At 50.2% G+C, this 17,852-nt stretch carries 12 protein-coding genes; 3 read left to right on the forward strand and 9 right to left on the reverse strand.

Features of this window, described 5'->3' with window-relative positions:
- Positions 1–2 precede the first annotated feature (2 nt).
- The 4 genes from HMPREF1536_RS26810 to HMPREF1536_RS24000 all read right to left on the reverse strand — a co-directional run bounded on the left by HMPREF1536_RS26810 (position 3) and on the right by HMPREF1536_RS24000 (position 6,143).
- The gene (locus HMPREF1536_RS26810) at positions 3–2,846 is read right to left on the reverse strand and encodes an alkyl/aryl-sulfatase (protein ID WP_052349860.1); all 2,844 of its coding nucleotides are present in this window, start codon (positions 2,844–2,846) and stop codon (positions 3–5) included.
- A gap of 35 nt (positions 2,847–2,881) precedes the next feature.
- Positions 2,882–4,861: a GLUG motif-containing protein gene (locus HMPREF1536_RS23990; protein WP_028728405.1), complete on the reverse strand. Its 1,980-nt coding sequence runs from the start codon at positions 4,859–4,861 to the stop codon at positions 2,882–2,884.
- A gap of 250 nt (positions 4,862–5,111) precedes the next feature.
- Positions 5,112–5,900 (reverse strand): DUF4469 domain-containing protein, encoded by a 789-nt coding sequence (locus HMPREF1536_RS23995; RefSeq protein ID WP_028728404.1) that lies wholly within the window; start codon positions 5,898–5,900, stop codon positions 5,112–5,114.
- 45 nt (positions 5,901–5,945) lie between these two features.
- Positions 5,946–6,143 carry a hypothetical protein gene (locus HMPREF1536_RS24000; protein ID WP_028728403.1) on the reverse strand — a complete coding sequence of 66 codons (198 nt, stop codon included), beginning with the start codon at positions 6,141–6,143 and terminating at the stop codon, positions 5,946–5,948.
- Positions 6,144–6,292: 149 nt separating this feature from the next.
- Between HMPREF1536_RS24000 and HMPREF1536_RS24005 the strand changes: the two genes are divergently transcribed.
- Complete coding sequence (locus HMPREF1536_RS24005; protein WP_028728402.1) at positions 6,293–7,840, forward strand: ATP-binding protein; 1,548 nt, start codon at positions 6,293–6,295, stop codon at positions 7,838–7,840.
- Positions 7,841–7,850: 10 nt separating this feature from the next.
- On the opposite strand, the gene HMPREF1536_RS24010 is transcribed toward HMPREF1536_RS24005, so the two are convergent.
- From HMPREF1536_RS24010 to HMPREF1536_RS24030, 5 genes are all read right to left on the reverse strand, one after another.
- Positions 7,851–9,674, reverse strand: a complete 1,824-nt coding sequence (locus HMPREF1536_RS24010; protein ID WP_028728401.1) for a helix-turn-helix domain-containing protein — start codon at positions 9,672–9,674, stop codon at positions 7,851–7,853.
- A 110-nt stretch (positions 9,675–9,784) separates the two neighbouring features.
- Complete coding sequence (gene xylE / locus HMPREF1536_RS24015) at positions 9,785–11,332, reverse strand: D-xylose transporter XylE (protein ID WP_028728400.1); 1,548 nt, start codon at positions 11,330–11,332, stop codon at positions 9,785–9,787.
- 72 nt (positions 11,333–11,404) lie between these two features.
- Positions 11,405–12,733 carry a xylose isomerase gene (gene xylA, locus HMPREF1536_RS24020; RefSeq protein WP_028728399.1) on the reverse strand — a complete coding sequence of 443 codons (1,329 nt, stop codon included), beginning with the start codon at positions 12,731–12,733 and terminating at the stop codon, positions 11,405–11,407.
- 25 nt (positions 12,734–12,758) lie between these two features.
- Positions 12,759–14,264, reverse strand: coding sequence for a xylulokinase (locus HMPREF1536_RS24025; RefSeq protein ID WP_028728398.1), 1,506 nt, complete (start codon positions 14,262–14,264; stop codon positions 12,759–12,761).
- An 11-nt stretch (positions 14,265–14,275) separates the two neighbouring features.
- Positions 14,276–15,016 carry an NUDIX hydrolase gene (locus HMPREF1536_RS24030; RefSeq protein ID WP_028728397.1) on the reverse strand — a complete coding sequence of 247 codons (741 nt, stop codon included), beginning with the start codon at positions 15,014–15,016 and terminating at the stop codon, positions 14,276–14,278.
- A gap of 267 nt (positions 15,017–15,283) precedes the next feature.
- On the opposite strand from HMPREF1536_RS24030, the gene HMPREF1536_RS24035 reads away from it, so the two are divergent.
- Together HMPREF1536_RS24035 and HMPREF1536_RS24040 are read left to right on the forward strand one after the other, a co-directional pair.
- A complete protein-coding gene (locus HMPREF1536_RS24035) occupies positions 15,284–17,107 on the forward strand; it encodes a TrkH family potassium uptake protein (RefSeq protein WP_028728396.1) in 1,824 nt (607 codons plus the stop codon).
- A gap of 13 nt (positions 17,108–17,120) precedes the next feature.
- Entirely contained in the window at positions 17,121–17,807 is a 687-nt protein-coding gene (locus HMPREF1536_RS24040) for a potassium channel family protein (protein WP_028728395.1), read from the forward strand.
- Positions 17,808–17,852: the final 45 nt, after the last annotated feature.

Here is a 17,852-nt window from a genome sequence, read left to right on the forward strand (position 1 = left end):
ATCTATCCTATTGTTTTATGTTTATAATCGTAAAGGAAACGATAGCACAGATAAAGGAAATGCAGGAGTTCGGAGCCGTAGAACTCTCCGTCTTGACCGATTCCCGGATTTTTATTACTCGTATCGCCATTTCCGCAAAATCGAATATTCTCATTGTAAATATACCGTATATCTTTATTTGTATCCATACATCCGAATACCTGTAAACAATACTTCTTCCAGGTATTCAGATCATCTTCATCGAAAGGATAATACTCGGCACCCCGACCTTCGCCTTTAGGGGTGGCTCCGTCAGGTCTTTCGCCTGGCTTTCTCCTGAAACGGTTCACGTAAGGTTCAACCATGTCGATACAGAACTTTACGAATTGGGTTCCGCTGTCCGGCACGTAGTTGCCTGCCAGATATTTATAGCATTCATACAGGGTTTCGCAATACTGGTATTTGTAGAAGGTCTCATCGTAGCCGATCTTTTCATACTCTTCTGCGGGAGTTTCCGAGAAAAAGTAAAGGTCGTCTATAATGCCGGCGTCTACCAGTTCACAACCGGTACTATTCCAGCAATCCTTATCATTTTCCGACAGAGAATACGCTGTATCAAATGAGATGACACTTATATTATCATAAGACTCTTCGAGCATCCCGGCACATTTTTCCACCCACTGATAATACCGGTCGTTGCATGGCTGCATGATGTCAAAGGTAGCGTATCGGTTGATGTTTACCATATAGCAGAAGATTTGCTGCAATAAAGAGATAGCACGGTCGTCGCCCGTCAAGCCACCGACTATCTTCTTTATATTCGCATTATTACCGATATTGGCAATCAGCGAATAAAGGTTTTCTCTGGTTAGGATAACTTTCACAGGGCTTGAAATGTCCTCATCCAATATTTTCCGATAAAGCAATACGCCATACTCTATCGAAACATGGAACAATTGCGTATCATCAGAAGATTCAGAGGTCATAGAGGTAATTCCGAGATAGAAGTCGGTCGTTGCCGGTTTGGACTTTTGGCTCCATAAAGCCTCTGCACCGAGGGCCGAAGCCTTGTCGGTGTCGAGCACGATAGCCAGATAGTCGAGCAGCATTTCGTTAGACATATTGCGCATCATCGAACTGAGCGGCATTTTATAAGTACCATCGTCATTGAGCAACGGGGCAACCGACGGTTTCTGCTGCGGCGTGCCTTCGCGCACCTCCCCGGCTCCGGACAGGTAGCTGTTGCGCCAGATGCCCGACTCGGCCAAAAAGCCCAGTTGCTGCAACGAATTGGCCAGATAATCGCGATAGAATTCATCGTTGGGAGCCTTTCCCAACAGAAGCTGATAGCAGACATCGGCCACGAAACGATAATTGCCCTGCTTGTATTCTGCCTCTATCTGCTTTACGAGATTTTCTGCCGGTTGAAGCAGCAGCGCGGCATACTTCTCTGCCCGTTCCTTTTCGGGCAACGGATCGAGGTGCACCGGATTGGCATCATACCAGCCCAGGTAGCGCTGGTAGACGGCACGGGCATTATGTTTGAGCGTGCCGTAGTAAGGACGCAGGTAGGGAGTGCACTCCAGCGGTTTGGGCAAACGCACCTTTTCGGCTATCTCGTCGGGTTTGAAGCCCTGGTTCATGTAGAGCAGGCACTGATCGTTGAGATATTTGTAGGCGGCGGCGGTACGGAAGAGGTATCCGTTTACGGCGTTCTCCTTATTTACGGCATTGACACGGGGCCAGTTGTGTGCCTGAAACACCACTTCGGCATCGGGCCAGAGGCTGAGTGTTTGCATCAGGAAGTCCGACCAGGCCTTGGCATCGCGTACCTGGGCACCCCGCAGGGTATAGAGGTTGTGGAGCGTGCCGTTGCAGTTTTCGGCCATCCAAAGGGCACGGTGAACCAGTTGACCGTCTTGATAAAACTCCAGATAGTTGTTCATCTCCGCCGGAGCCTCGGTGCCGGGAGTTAGCTGGAAGTAGAGGCGAACGTTGCCGAAAACGAGGTAACGCCGACCTGTTTCCTTTGTGCCTTTGAAATCGTGATCATGGCTGTTCATAAAAACCTCGTCCACCTCAAAGGAGGGGCGCAAGTAACCCACCGTACCTTTCGACTGTCCCTGGCCGATACCGATGCTGATGCGTCCGCAGGGACAGGCAGCCAGACCGGTGCCGTACTGGTAAGAGGCACGGCGCCCCATTGCTACACCGGCATAGAGGTTTTCGCTTACAGCATGCTGCTCGAAACCTTTGGGAGCGTAGATAATTAGCTCGCCACCGTTGATATCCTTCAGGGTTTGCAGTCCGCCGTAGTGGTCGATATGGCTGTGACTGACGATGACGGCTTCTATCGTCTCCTTACCTACTTTTGCATAATTGTTGTTATATTTCTTATCCAGATAGTCATTGAAGAGATCGACTGCCACCTGTGTGCATTCGCCGCTCATCAGAGTGTCGAAGATCAGCCACGACTTGCCGGTATATACAAAGGAGATGTTTGCCATATCGTAACCGCGCACCTGGAAGATGGGCATTTCGTCGTGTACCCGGAATACGCCGTTCAGATGGTTGTTGCGGCCGTTGTTCCAGAGGCTGGGATGGACGGTGTAGTTCTTGTCGTATTGTTTTTCCAGGAAGTCGTATTCAGCCTGGCTCCAGACTACTATTTTTTCATCCTTGTCTTCGTTATCATTGTGTTTGTATACAACACAATTGCCGTCGCCCGTATAATCGGGGGTATCCACTTTTTCAAGCGTAGTGTCGCCCAGCAGGATATATTGCGCTTCATTGCTTTTAGCAGTGAAATCGGTGACCACCGGCTGGCTGCCGGTAGGGTTGTTGCTGATAAATGTATTCTTTTCCATGATATGATATTTTTAGTTGTTTATGTTATAACGGACTATTTTACCGCCACCTTTCGCACCGTCGCACCAACTTGTACGATATAGATATTCGTCGGCAATTGCCGACGGTTCAGTCCCGGGACTGAACGGAAGCTGTCGAGCAGGCGACCCTCCGGCGTAAAGATGCGGACGGGCGACGACGGCAGGCCTTCGGGCAGGCGGATGCAGAGGCAGGCGTTTTCGCTCCATATCTCCGGCTCGGGGGCGGCGGCGCGGATCGGTTCGTTGGCAACGGGAGGCGGGTTCTTCTCGATACCGTCGATGAAGATCTCCACGTCGGTGCGCACGTACTTCACCAGGTAAGCTCCGTCGGAGCTGAGGGGCTGAAGCGTTTCGCCTCGGCTGGTGGTGACCACGGGCTGCGACTCGTCGTAGTCCGCATCCAATGTGAGGTAGAAGCGGAAAGTGCTCCACGACTCCACTTCGTAATCGCCTGCCACGGGGTCGGTCACGGCGCCCTCTACAAAGGGTAAGGTGACTGTGTAGTAGACCGTAGGCGGTGGCGGCGTGGGATCCTCGTAATTGAAGCGGACACTCAGGTAGAGGTCGGCATCGGGCATCAGGATCGTGTTGCCGGAAAGAGTCCGCAGATTGTCGGCACTGCTGCCGGAAAGGTATTCCGAGAAACGGTAATTAGGGTTTTCCGTATACGAAAGCGTCAAGAGGGTGCCGGGAGCTATCTTGCTGTCGTCGAACAGGTCGGTTCCGTTTCCGTCTGTTACCTTCAGAGTCCCTCCGGTGGGAGAAACGATGCGAAGGGTATGCTTCGGAAGGAAATAGGGGGCGGCATCCGGGGGGGTACCACCCATGCCATTCAACTTTGGTAGCTTGCCGGACTCGAATGTCCAGTTATTAGCCCAGCCGCTGCTGGGGTCTCCCTTCTTCAGGTCGGTTTCAAAGTTTTCCAGACTGGTGTTGGCACCATTTGGGTTGGCAACCTGATTGTCGGGGAAAGTCTTGCCGCTTAGCTGCACCCAGGGGGAGGCATAGTTGGAGGCAAAGGTAACGCCATTGCCATTTCCGGCTATCCGTCCCGCATTCGATCCATTAATCTTCGTATTCAGAGCCAGGCTGTTTGTTATACGTCCAGAGGAGTATCCACAAATACCACCGGCATAGTTCGCATTTTCTGCATCAACAGTTCCCGTAGCATAGGTATAGGAGATTTCACCATTGCTACTAAATCTACCGACAATGCCTCCGGCATTGCACGAACCTTTTTGTAAACCACCGGTGCCCACATTCACAGTAGTGTAGCAATGGGTGATAGTTACTTCACCCAATGTTAATCCTACTAATCCTCCGGCATAGGCATTCTTTGGACCGGTAGCCATCACACACGCATCTCCCTCTACGTAGCAGTTGCTAATGGAACCTTTGTCTAAGTACCCCGCTAATCCACCGGCATAGGCAATGGATTCAGAGTTTGGTTCATAATCCGCCGTAAGCGTAGCCTTCACTCCCCCTTCTCCAAGCCGGATACCCAGGTTGCGGATAGTAGCTCCATCGTAGAGATAACCAAATAATCCAGCATAGGCCTGACCAGATTCCTGTTCCACACTCACCACCAGTCCTCTCACTTCGTGCTTGCAGCCATCAAAGTGGCCTTTGAAGGGATTCATGCCACTCCCTATCGGCGTCCAGTAATGGTCGGACAGGGCGATGTCAGAGGAGAGGGCGAAGTAGCAGTCTTTAACTTTATCCGGTTCGATTGAGGCGTCACCTTTATGGGTGATAGACTGGTTGCTATTCACCTGCTGCGCAAAGTAGGCAAGTTCTTCGGCGGTGGCTATCACGATGGCGTTGTCCCAGGATGAGCCGTCGCCACCCTCTGTGTTTGCTATCTGAGACACACCATTTAAATAGTCTTTCCAGTTACCCTGCCCTGCCGCCATCGGGGCAAAGAGGCAGAGGAAGAACAGTGCCGCCAGAAGGCGGAGAGCGGATTGCTGTTTTGTCTTTGTTATTGTTTCCATACATATTATAGTGTTAATGATTTATACTGATTGACTATCCAGTCCCCATGCCGGAATGGCTGTTTGCTGTAAAGAACCCGATCGCACCGTTCTGTTCGATGCCATCGAAAGGAAGCATTCGACGGCATCGAAAGGGAGCGTTCGACCGGGTCGAAAGGAACGGTTCGATCGGATCGAACGGGGCGGTTCGAACAGGTCGAAGGGGTCGGTTCGATCGGATCGAACAAAAACGGGTGTCGTCCGGCCGCGTTTATTCGATCACCGGACGGTCGTCTTCGCCACCTCCTCCTGTGCCGCCCACCACCAGCGGAAGGGCATACGTAAGGGTACGCGATTGCTTGAGCTGGGTGTTGTTGGTGCTGAACCAGGTTTCGAGGGTGAGCTCGTATTCACCGTCGGCCAGATCAGCGGGAATGTTGAACATCAGGCGGCTGGGATCGTTGATACCGAACACGGTGATAGTGGCTGCCACGCTCTTGTCGGCCATATTGACCAGGGTGAGCGAGCCGAGCGAGAGACCGTCGGCTCCGACACAGCGTATCTTCGAGCCGGTGACGTCGAGCATACCGCCGGGGGTGATGGTGCCGTCGGTCTTGCCGGTGGTCACGTCTTTCACGAGTCCGAACTTGGCGCCGCCCATATCTCTTACCGTTCCCGAAAATTCGAGGGCTACGAGATCGGTCTCGGCACGCATGGCGGCGGTGGGGTTCATGTTGATAACGGCCTTATTCTTCGCCGGGTCTACCAGGCCTGTCTTTCCGAGGAAAAGGCCGGTGATGGCGGGGCCATACTGCACGTTGTCTGTTATCACGATGTTGTTTCCACAAGCCAGTTGGCGGATTTTCGTTTCCACCAGTTTGGTGATGTTCACGATCGTGTCGATGCGGTATTCGGTGCGTTCTTCAGCGATCAATCGCGCCACGTCGGCCATGTAGAAAGTTTGGATCGGTTTCACCTTAGCGGCGAAGTCTTCCTTCACGTCTTTTGTCATCAGGTACTCTTCGAGGTCGAATTTCCACACATACTTTTTTGTTGCCATAATGGTACTTTTATATTGTTAATACTAGTGATATCTAAAATCTCGTCATTTCTCTTTACGTTCTTCCAGGATGCGTTCCACCTCCTGTATCTGATAGTAGAGCCGGCAAGCCACCACGATCAGCCCGGCAGCCACCACCATCAACACGACGATGGCAACCCAGAAGTAGCCTGAATCGTAGAATGTCACGAACCAATCGGGTACGGTGGTATTCCTATCACTGATGTGTTGTATTCCTATCATCTGCATTATTTTCATGCTGCAAGGTGGAGAAAAGGTGGGAGAATGTTGTAACATTTTGCAAAATGAGACAAAAAAGAGAGGGGGAAAAGGGAGAGACAGAAGAAAAATGTATCTTTGTAACTATGAAATCCTAAAAACCCGTCAAGATCATGAGCATAAAATATCCTATCGGAATACAGAACTTTGAAAGTCTCCGCAATGACGGATACTTTTATGTCGATAAAACAGCCCTGATTTACCAGTTGATTAATAATGGCCGGTATTATTTCCTCAGCCGTCCGCGCCGTTTCGGAAAGAGCCTGCTGCTGTCGACCCTCGAAGCTTACTTCGAAGGAAAGAAAGAGTTGTTCGAAGGACTGGCACTGGAAAAACTGGAAACGGATTGGGTGAAACGGCCGATATTGCATCTCGACCTGAATACGCAGAAATATGATACTCCGGAAAGTTTAGTGGATATTCTTAACGCGACCCTGACCAGGTGGGAACAGATGTATGGCAGCGAACCGTCTGAAGTAGGGCCGGCCTTGCGCTTTCAAGGTATCATCCGCCGGGCTCATGAAAAGACAGGCCACCGCGTTGCCATCCTTGTCGACGAATACGACAAACCGATGTTGCAGGCTATTGGAAATGAGGAACTGCAACAATCGTTCCGCAACACCTTGCAGGCTTTTTACGGCGCACTGAAAACGATGGACGGTCACATCAAGCTCGCATTCCTGACGGGTGTCACCAAGTTTGGCAAGATCAGCGTGTTCAGTGCATTGAATAATCTGATGGACTTGTCGATGTGGGAAGATTATGCCGCGCTCTGCGGTATCACCGAGCAGGAGTTGCACAATAACTTTGAAGAGGGCATCAGCCAACTGGCACAGACGCAAGGCCTGACTTACGACGAGGCTTGCGACGAACTGAAAGAACGTTACGACGGTTATCATTTCGTTGAGAATTCCGTTGGTATATACAACCCTTTCAGCCTGTTGAATACATTCGCCAAACGAAAATTCGGCAATTACTGGTTCGAGACCGGAACGCCGACCTATCTGGTGGAGCTGCTGAAAATGCATAATTACGACCTCCATAACATAGAGAATATAGAAACCGACGAAGATACGCTCAACAGCATCGATTCTTCTTCGACCAACCCGATACCGGTAATTTACCAGAGTGGCTACCTGACGATCAAAGGTTACGACCGCCGTTTCGGCACGTACTACCTTGGTTTCCCCAACCGCGAAGTAGATGAAGGGTTTATGAAGTTCCTGTTGCCTTTCTATGCCGACACCAATAAGGTGGACGTCGCTTTCCATATCACGAAATTCGTCCGCGAAGTGGAGAACGGCGATTACGACGCTTTTTTCCGCCGCCTGCAATCCTTCTTTGCCGATACGCCTTACGAGTTGGTACGCGAACTGGAGTTACATTACCAGAATGTGCTTTTCATCGTCTACAAGTTGATTGGCTTCTATGTGAAGGCGGAATATCATACCTCGCAAGGCCGCATCGACCTGGTGCTGCAAACAGACAAATTCATCTATTTGATGGAATTCAAGTTCGAAGGCTCTGCCGAAGAGGCTCTCCGGCAGATCGATGAAAAGAATTATGCCCTCCCCTTCGCCTCCGACCCGCGTAAACTATTCAAGATCGGCATCAATTTCAGCAATGAGATGCGGAATATCGAACGGTGGGTGGTGGAGTGACCTTCTTTCCCTACCCCCTATTCTTCCGGTAAGTAGCCGGACTGATCCCCGTTTGTGCCTTAAAGATACGGTAGAAGGTTTGGCGGGTGGAGAAGCCGGAGTCGAAGGCGATGGTTTCGAGGGAAAGGTGGTCGTTGGCCGGGTTGGAAAGGAGACAGATGGCCTGACGAATACGACACTCGTTGATATAAGTGGAGAAAGGTTTGCCAAAGACGGAGTTTACGGCTTTTGAGATCATGTTGCGGTGGACGCCGAGACGTTGCGCGATGCTTTCGAGGTCGAGTTCCGTGTCGAGGTAAATCCGTTCCTCGTCGATCAGGCGGGTAAGGCTGTCCATCAAAGTGATGTCGGCGGTATCGGCTTCTGCGGACGGGACTACGACGGGAGCTTGCTCCGCCCATTCACGGCTACAAGCGGCCAGCTTCCGGTAGGCCTGGTGTTTCTTACGATAAAGAACAGATATGACGAGCAGGCCGATCAAGATAACGCCCGCCGTCACGCCCATGCTGACGGAAACGTTGCGGAAAGTATTGATCTGCATCTCCTTAAGGGCTCGTTCCGACTCGAACAACTCCTGTTTGGCCCGAAGAACCAGAAGACCGCTATATTTCTCATCCTGCCGGCGGTTGGCCACGGTGGTCGAGTCCATATAGGCGACCGACTGTTCCTTCTCACCTGTATAGGTATAATAGCGAGCCATCACCGGATAGAGGTCGCACGAACGGTACGACATCACCCAGGGCCATTGTTCGATATGGTAAAGGGCACTGTCGATCATTGCCTTGCAACTATCCGGCTTGCCTGTTTCCAGATAACAATCCGCCAACCCGACATAGATACCCGAGGTAAAGCTATGATCGCCCTCCGCCAGCGAGAATGGCAACGCAGCAGCATGCAAGGCAAGTGCTTCGCAGTATAGACCACGTTGGCGATAATTGGAGGCCAGGTTGCTCAACGCGATGCAGTCGAACATGGGACGTAACTTGACACGGTCTTTACACTCCAGCATGGAACGGAAATAATAGTCGGAAGTATCCAGTTCGCCGATATTACGGTAATAAAGGCCCAGTGCGTTGCGTGCCTGAAGGTTATAGAGATTGTAATAACGGGAAACAGGGGTATCCTGCAAAGCCGCTTTCAGGTAAGGGATAGCGATCTCGTAGTCGCGAAAGTCGAAATAAAGGCGACCCAGGTCGTACCAGATGTTTTTCTCTTCCGCAGGATCGATATCACCGCCAACCACTTCCAGACGCTTGGCAATACGTTCGGCACAAAGAAAAGCTGTGTAATATTGTTCATGCAGATACAGTCTGCGAAGAATATAGATAAGCGCTCTCATTTCCATGGAAGGATCATTGCGGGCAACAGATTTATCGGCAAGAGCATAAAAGACCTTTACTTTCTTAGCGCGCTTTTCCGGCGTATTATCGGGAAGAGCAATCGCTTCACCGTATTCCAGTTCGCGCCGGAGGATGCTCCCTCCGATCCGTTCGACTGTTTCGCGCATCCGGCGGACGGCTTCGTTACGGTCGGCATCTTCGGGGATGGCGTCGATGGCTTCTTCGTAATAGCGTTGCATCATATCCGCTATCGCTTCGTAGCCGACTTTTGCACAAAGAGCCAGAAGGCTATCGCGATCGGGGATTTTCGTTTCGTTGTTTTCCGGAAGATAGATACTGTCGGCTGCACGGGCCTGCATTTCAGGGATATAGCGCAGGTCGGAAGCGAAAGTACGTAAAAAAAGAGTATCGGCCTTACTCTCTGCTGCTCCGAAAGCGGCAGAAAGTAAAAGACCGATACCAATTAGTATATATATTGCTTTGCTTGTATGCATTCCGTTCCTTTTAAGATTAACCGGAGATGCAAATATAAACTTTTCTGACTTAAATATAACACAGAAGACAGAAAAATCAATCATTCCGCATTAAACAGACAATTTCCTTATTACCTTTTCCAGTATTGTTCCATCTGTTCCAACGTCTTTCCTTTGGTTTCGGGGACGAACTTCCAGATGAAAGCGGCGGCCAGGATACCCATCAGGCCGTATATCCAGTAAGCGACACCATGATTAAACGTTTCCGTCAGGTACTGGTTCTTGTCAAGCATCGGGAAAGTCCACGATACGAGGAAGTTGGCAATCCACTGTCCGGCAACGGCAATACTCATCACCGTCGAACGGATCGAATTCGGGAATATCTCGGCCAGCAACACCCAGCAGACAGGCCCCCACGACATGGCAAACCCTGCGGTGTAAACCAACATACAAGCCAGCGAACCGATACCGACGGAGTGTGTATAGAAAGTAGTCCCGAGTATAATCATGGAAACGGCCATTATCAACGCACCGATAATCATCAACGGACGACGGCCGAACTTATCGACGGTAAAGATGGCAAGCACGGTAAACGACAGGTTCACGGCACCGACAACGATCTGTTGCAGCAAAGCAGCATCCGTAGCAGCTCCCATCGTCTTAAAGATCTCCGGCGCATAATAAAGTACCACGTTGATACCGACAAACTGCTGGAATCCGGACAACAGGACGCCTACCATAATAATAAGTACGCCAAACGAACGGATCGGGAACACCAGCGACACGAAGAAACTGCCGATCAGGGCAATCTCCAACGCACTTGTATTACCAGCCAGCTCCAATGCACCGTAAGCCAACAGGAACAAAACCAGCCACGCCCCCATAAAACGGAAGTACGGACGCATGGAAGGCGCCTTTTCCTTGAAACTATTCTTTATATCCACCAGCTCTTTCTCCGCCTCGTCTCTTCCCATCAGACGGTCGAGGATGGTCAATGCCTTTTCACCCTTACCACGCATCACCAGGTAACGGGGTGTTTCAGGTACGAACATCAGCAGGACAAAGAAGAGCACAGCCGGGATGATCTCGGAAGCAAACATCCATCTCCAACCCTCCGTGTGCAGCCACGTAGCATCCCCCTGCAAAGCGATCGTGTAATTTACAAAATAAACGACCAGCATACCGAAGATAATAGCGAACTGGTTCCACGAAACCAGGTTACCACGACGGTCTGCCGGAGCAACCTCGGCAATGTACATCGGCGATACCATCGAAGCCAGGCCGACTCCGATCCCGCCTACGATACGGTAAGCGACAAACAAATACATATATGTATGATCTCCGCTACCGGGCATTCCCAGTCCGAATTCGGGCCATGCCGAACCTATCGCGGACAGCAAGAAAAGGACAGACGCCACGATCAATGTCGGCTTACGTCCATACCGCTGGCTGACCCAGCCGGCAAAAGAAGCTCCCAGAATACAACCGATCAGCGCACTGCTGACAACAAAACCTTCCAGCGAGTTAGCCTGGTCGAGAGGCAACCCGTAAGGCTCGATAAAAAATTTCCTTAGTGATTCTACCGTTCCGGATATAACGGCTGTATCGTATCCGAATAATAACCCTCCAAGGGTAGCAACGAGGGTGATACCAAAAATATAGCTATTGTTGTTTTTCATGTTTACCAGATTAAGAAACAGAAGGTAACTATTCCCCGCAGGCGCAGGGAACAGTTACTCTTCATCACTAAATTATATGTATAAATTGAGAATCATCTCATATAATTCCTGTTTGCCGCTGACCATCTTCGGTTCTCCGTCGCGGAGAGCGATCGTACGCAGGTCTTCCAGGGAAAGTTTGCCATCTTCAAACGCTTTGCCTTCGCCACCATCGAAGCTGGCGTAACGTTCGGCACGCATCTTCGTGTAATCGGAGTTTTCAAGGATGGCAGCAGCCGTGATCAGGGCACGGGCAAACGCATCCATACCACCGATATGAGCCAGGAAGATATCGTCCAGGTCGGTCGAGTTGCGGCGGGTCTTGGCATCGAAGTTCGTTCCGCCGGTTGTCAGACCACCCCCTTGCAGGATGACCAGCCAAGCCTGAGTCAGTTCGTAGATGTCCATCGGGAATTGGTCGGTATCCCAGCCATTCTGGTAGTCACCACGGTTGGCATCGATACTGCACAGCATACCGGCATCGACGGCAGCCTGCAATTCATGTTCGAACGTATGTCCGGCCAGGGTTGCATGATTTACTTCGATATTCAGGGCGAAGTCTTTATCCAGACCATAATGACGAAGGAAGCCGATTACAGTTTCCGAGTCGACATCATATTGGTGCTTGGTCGGTTCCATCGGTTTCGGCTCGATCAGGAAAGTACCTTTGAAACCGTTCTTGCGGCCATAGTCGCGTGCCATCGTCAGCATCATGGCCAGATGGTCTTTTTCGCGTTTCATATCGGTATTGAGCAGGCTCATATATCCTTCGCGTCCGCCCCAGAACACATAGTTTTCACCGTCCAGCGCGATACAGGCATCGATCGCATTCTTGATCTGCGTACCGGCACAAGCCACGGCCGAGAAGTCAGGATTAGTGGCAGCCCCGTTCATATAGCGTTTGTTGCTGAACACGTTGGCAGTAGACCATAACAGTTTTTTTCCGGTTGCCTGCTGAAGCCCTTTGGCATGGCCTACCATCGTATGAAGGTCTTTTTCAAACTGAGCCAGCGTGGGAGCTTCGTCCACCACGTCCACATCATGGAAACAGTAATAAGGGATGCTGCATTTTGTCATAAACTCGAACGCTGCATCCATCTTATATTTGGCACGGCTGATCGGGTCGGCAGCAGCATTCCAGGGGAATGTTTTCGTACCACCGCCAAACTGGTCGCCCCCTTCGGCACAAAACGTATGCCAGTAAGCCATTGCAAAACGAAGATGATCCTTCAGTGTTTTACCCATCACCACCTTGTTTTCGTCATAATAATGAAACGCCATCGGGTTCTTTGACTCGCGTCCTTCAAACTGAATCTTTCCTATTCCGGGGAAGAATTCTTTTTCGCCTTTATAAAAATTCATGAGATTAATAGTTTAATGATTTATATTACATTGGTATATTGTTATCTGCCATCAGCTTATCCAGCCGTTCTTTCCAGGTTGTGTATGCGGCGCAATACTTATCGGCCTTCAGCCCGTCCGGTTCGATCACGTCGATCTTCTTCAGAGAGGCAAACGCCTCTTCGGGCGACTGATAAATACCTGCACCGATACCGGCGCCCTTGGCGGCACCTACCGCCCCGTTGGTGTCGTAAAGTTCGATCACCGTTCCGGTCACACCCGACAGGGTATCACGGAAAACAGGACTCAGGAACATATTGGCATTCCCGGCACGGATCACATCGATGTCGATTCCCATTTCGTTCATGATATCCATCCCGTATTTGAAAGAGAACACGATCCCCTCCTGTGCGGCACGGGCAATATGGGCTTTACTATGCGTATTGAAGTTCAGGCCGTGGATAGAGCAATCTATCTCCCGGTTCTGCAACATACGTTCCGCCCCGTTGCCAAACGGCAGGATAGACAAGCCGTACGACCCGATAGGAACACCGGCAGCCACCTCATTCAGCTCAGGATAAGTGATACCTTCGGGCGCGACATTCTTCTTCACCCACGAGTTCAGGATACCGACCCCGTTGATACAAAGCAGTACCCCCAGGCGGGTTTGCTCCGGAGAGTGGTTCACATGGGCAAACGTATTTACACGCGACAACGTATCATAATTGACTTTGCCGTTCACACCGTACACCACACCGGAAGTCCCCCCCGTCGCAGCGATCTCACCCGGGTTAAGAACGTTCAGCGACAAGGCGTTATTCGGCTGGTCACCCGCACGATAAGTGACAGGCGTGCCCTTCTTCAATCCCAGTTCGGCGGCAACGGAGCCCAGCAGTTCCCCCTGAAGGCCGAACGTCGGACGTATCTCCGGGATCAGGTCGTTGCTGAAACCGAAATAAGTCATCAGGTCGGCCGACACCTTTTCATTTTTGAAATCCCAGAAGATGCCTTCCGATAACCCGGAAGTGGTAGTAACGATATCCCCTGTCATCCGCATAGCGATAAAATCTCCCGGCAACATAAACTTATGTACCGAGCGGAACAATTCCGGTTCGTATTCCTTCACCCAGGCCAGTTTCGATGCCGTAAAGTTTCCGGGCGAGTTCAGCAGATGCGACAAGCATTGCTTCTCCCCTATATTTTTAAAAGCCCGTTCGCCATAAGGTACGGCACGGCTGTCGCACCAGATTATGGACGGACGCAAAACCTCCATCTTCTTGTCTACCAGGACAAGCCCGTGCATCTGGTAAGAGATCCCGATCGCCTTTATATCCGTTCCCTGAATACCGGCTCCGGCGATAGCACCCTGGATCGCTATCTTCAGATATTTCCACCAGTCGTCGGGCTCCTGTTCCGCCCAACCGGGCTTCACGGCCTTGATAGGCGCCTCTTCTTTCGGATAAAAATCAGCCCCGACCGTCAGCCCTGTATTTACATCCACGATGGAAGCCTTCACCGAAGAACTTCCTATGTCACAACCTAATAGATACATATTCCTGCGGTTTAATTCTTATTAAAGTTTGAATGCATCTTATTATATTTCACCTTATCGAAACGATAATAGCGGGCGGCACGGTGGGCAACACCTTCTTCTACCTCATCGGTAGCCACCACATAATCCAGCGAACTCATTTTCTTGTGGAAGTTACGGACATCCATTTCCTTATTATAGATGATCTCGTACGTGCGTCTTAACTGGTAAGCCGTAAACTTCATCGGGAGATAATCGAATACGATAGACGGTTCCTTTTCGATCCAGTTGCGGATCTCCTCGACAGCCGCTTCGATAATCTCTTTATGGTCGAACGGCAAAGCCGGCAGCGCGTCGATCGGGAACCAGGCAAGTGAATTATATTTATTAGTAGGATTCGATTTTCTTCCGATCTTGGTCAACGCCAGATAAGCGACTGTCACAATCCTTTCGATCTTGAGTTTCATGGCATTTTCCAGCCACTGCATATCGTCTTTGTTTTTTGTACGTGAAGGGGATCCGAAGCTGCGGAACTGTTTCAGGGGGACACGTTTCAAACCGGTCGCTTCGTGGAAAACACGGTAAGCGGCAGTATCGAGATCTTCGTTCTCAAAGATCAGGCTTCCCGGCAACTTATAATGTTTTTCGTCACTTTCGTCTATTTTTCTCTCAACTAACAACACACAAAGCGTATCGTCTTTTACCCCCAGAAGGACGCAATCGACAGATACATGCGAGTAAAGCATCTTTTTATTTTCCATACGTGTTTCCATAATATTACATTAAACCGCCACAAATATAAGCAATTTCTTAAATATCAAATAAACAAAATCACTTTTTCACTATTTATAAGACTCTATTTATCTGACATTTTACTATCTTACCTGATACAATAACAGTTACGAGCCATAGTGTAAACGTAACAATATTGTGGGATTCAGGCCGATAGATTCTATTTAACATGCTTTACCTAAACTTTTTAAACTATTCGGGTAACAAAATACTTTTATTAATACTTTTGTTACAGATTAAGATTCATCATGGATATAAAACACATACAGTTCACCTGCCGGATGTACTGGGCCAACATGAAAGGCCTGCTGAATATCGTGGCAGAAGGTTTCATCCTCCTGGCATCTATTGCCTCCTTATTCGTACTTATCTACCAATTCGGATTCCAGCAGACGGGCGAAACGATACACAGCCTGTACCTGAGCCGTATTTATATACTGCTTGCTTTCTTTATCGGGATCACGCTGCGGTACATCGTCCGGTTCAACGAGATCATACAGGAGAAACTATTATACCTGGATATCGGGATCTATTTCCTGCTTTTCGCCGTCCTGTCGGCAAAAGTATTTTTCAGGGATGTCATGGAGCAGTCGCTTCCCTACCTGAGTTTCCTGTCGAGTCCCCTGTTTGTTTACATAATGATCCTGTTGTTGAGCGTGATCCACCTGTCGAGGCAGACGTTCACGCTGATGCAGACACACATAAAACCATCGCTGCTGTTCCTGCTCAGTTTCATTTTTGTGATCCTGATCGGAGCCGGGCTACTGATGCTCCCGAACGCGACGACCCGCCCGATCCATTTCGTGGACGCCTTGTTTACCGCCACGACGTCGGTCTGCGTAACCGGGCTTACCACGGTCGATGTGGCAACCACCTTCACACATATAGGACATATCATCATTATGATCCTGATACAGATAGGCGGGATCGGGGTAATGACCTTCACCAGTTTCTTCGCCCTCTCCTTTATGGGACACTCGTCGTTCACCAGCAAACTGGTGCTGAAAGATATGCTGAACGAGGATCGTATCGGCGGGCTATTCAAAGTGATCCTGAACATCCTCTTCGTCACCTTCTTCATCGAAGGCGTAGGGGCTTACTTTATTTATATGGATATCAGGGGGACACTTCCGGGCGGGAACACCCAGGGGGATATATTCTTCGCTATTTTCCATGCAGTGTCCGCTTTCTGTAACGCGGGGATCTCCACCCTCAGCGGAAACATGTGCGACCCGGTAGTCGTCCATAACTACAACCTGCATGTATGGATCTCGCTGCTGATCATCTTCGGCGGACTCGGTTTCCCGATCGTGTTCAACTACCTGAAGTTATTAAGGCATTTTATCGTGAATACCTTTATGATAGCCATCGGGCAACAGAAGCATTATATCCATACGCCGCGTATCATCAATATACATACTTATATAGTAGTGATCTGTACCCTGACCCTGATAGTAGGGGGAACAGCTTTATATTATCTTTTCGAAGTAAACAACACGCTGGCCGGACTCCCGCTGAAAGGAAAACTGGCCGACTCGTTGCTTGGCGCCGTTACCCCCAGAACCGCCGGGTTCACCATCGCCAATATGGATGCACTCCGCCCCGTTACGCTGATGATGACGCTTATCCTGATGGTTATCGGTGCCGCCCCGATGTCGACCGGCGGCGGATTAAAAGTGACGACCGTGTTGGTAGCAATCCTTACAGCCATCAACGTGGCACGCGAAAAAGAGAAAGTGGAAATCCGCAAACGTGAAATATCCCCGTCCACCATACGCCGGGCATTTGCCACGATCGTGCTCTACTTCCTGTTCGCTTCGCTGGCGGTATGGATCCTGTCGTATACCGAAGAAGGGACTCCGGTCTTTACACTTACCTTCGAGGTTGTATCGGCATTGAGCACGGTAGGGTCGAGCCTCAACTTCAGCCCGCTACTGTCTACACCGGGCAAGCTGATCATTATCAGCGCCATGCTGATCGGACGTATCGGCGTACTGACCTTTGTGGTCAGCTTTATCAGAGAATACAAAAAGAGGGATTACACATATCCCCAGGAAAATATATTAATGTAATAAAATAAGCCTTATGAAATTTCTTGTAATCGGATTAGGAAACCTCGGACGCGCCATAGCGGAAAACCTCACCCGTATCGGCGATGAAGTGATAGGTGTCGACATAAACCTGCATAAAGTAGAGGCTGTGAAGCAAACGATCTCCGGCTCCGTCAGTCTCGACACGACCGACCGCGACGCATTGAACACGCTTCCGCTAAACGAGATGGATGCCATCTTCGTGACCTACGGCAAGAACTTCGGTACGTCGGTGCAAACGGTCGCCTTATTGAAGAGCCTGGACGTCAGCCGACTGATCGTCCGTTCGATCTCCCCCATCCATGAAACGGTGATCCGCTCCATCGGCGTTTCGGAAATCATCCGGCCCGAACAGGATTATGCGGCCACGTATGCCTCCCAAAGTTTGTTGGGCGACTTGTTCCAGCGTTGGTACCCCGTGACGGAAACACATCACCTGTATAAGATAAAGACACCGGGGACATTGGTCGGCCAGACGTTGAAAACGATCGACTTCCAGACAAATTTCGGCATCCGCCTGGTAGGTATCGAGCGGTCGCGTGAAGTCAGGAACCTGATCGGATTAAAGCAAACCCAGTATGATGTGGTCGATCCGCTGACGGATGACCTGGTATTGGAAGCAAACGATATACTGATCTTATTCGGTAAGATGGAAGTGCTCCATAAGATCAAGGAGTTATAAAAAGCGGTTCCTTCGGGGAACCGCTTTTTTCTTTCAATCATATCT

Origin of the sequence: Parabacteroides gordonii MS-1 = DSM 23371, from assembly GCF_000969825.1 — a bacterium.
GTDB lineage: Bacteria > Bacteroidota > Bacteroidia > Bacteroidales > Tannerellaceae > Parabacteroides > Parabacteroides gordonii.

What these genes read in the sequence shown, in the direction of transcription:
- HMPREF1536_RS26810 (WP_052349860.1), bottom strand. Translation starts at nt 2,846, where the DNA reads ATGGAAAAGAATACATTTATCAGCAACAACCCTACCGGCAGCCAGCCG.
- HMPREF1536_RS23990 (WP_028728405.1), bottom strand. Translation starts at nt 4,861, where the DNA reads ATGGAAACAATAACAAAGACAAAACAGCAATCCGCTCTCCGCCTTCTG.
- HMPREF1536_RS23995 (WP_028728404.1), bottom strand. Translation starts at nt 5,900, where the DNA reads ATGGCAACAAAAAAGTATGTGTGGAAATTCGACCTCGAAGAGTACCTG.
- HMPREF1536_RS24000 (WP_028728403.1), bottom strand. Translation starts at nt 6,143, where the DNA reads ATGATAGGAATACAACACATCAGTGATAGGAATACCACCGTACCCGAT.
- HMPREF1536_RS24005 (WP_028728402.1), top strand. Translation starts at nt 6,293, where the DNA reads ATGAGCATAAAATATCCTATCGGAATACAGAACTTTGAAAGTCTCCGC.
- HMPREF1536_RS24010 (WP_028728401.1), bottom strand. Translation starts at nt 9,674, where the DNA reads ATGCATACAAGCAAAGCAATATATATACTAATTGGTATCGGTCTTTTA.
- xylE (WP_028728400.1), bottom strand. Translation starts at nt 11,332, where the DNA reads ATGAAAAACAACAATAGCTATATTTTTGGTATCACCCTCGTTGCTACC.
- xylA (WP_028728399.1), bottom strand. Translation starts at nt 12,733, where the DNA reads ATGAATTTTTATAAAGGCGAAAAAGAATTCTTCCCCGGAATAGGAAAG.
- HMPREF1536_RS24025 (WP_028728398.1), bottom strand. Translation starts at nt 14,264, where the DNA reads ATGTATCTATTAGGTTGTGACATAGGAAGTTCTTCGGTGAAGGCTTCC.
- HMPREF1536_RS24030 (WP_028728397.1), bottom strand. Translation starts at nt 15,016, where the DNA reads ATGGAAACACGTATGGAAAATAAAAAGATGCTTTACTCGCATGTATCT.
- HMPREF1536_RS24035 (WP_028728396.1), top strand. Translation starts at nt 15,284, where the DNA reads ATGGATATAAAACACATACAGTTCACCTGCCGGATGTACTGGGCCAAC.
- HMPREF1536_RS24040 (WP_028728395.1), top strand. Translation starts at nt 17,121, where the DNA reads ATGAAATTTCTTGTAATCGGATTAGGAAACCTCGGACGCGCCATAGCG.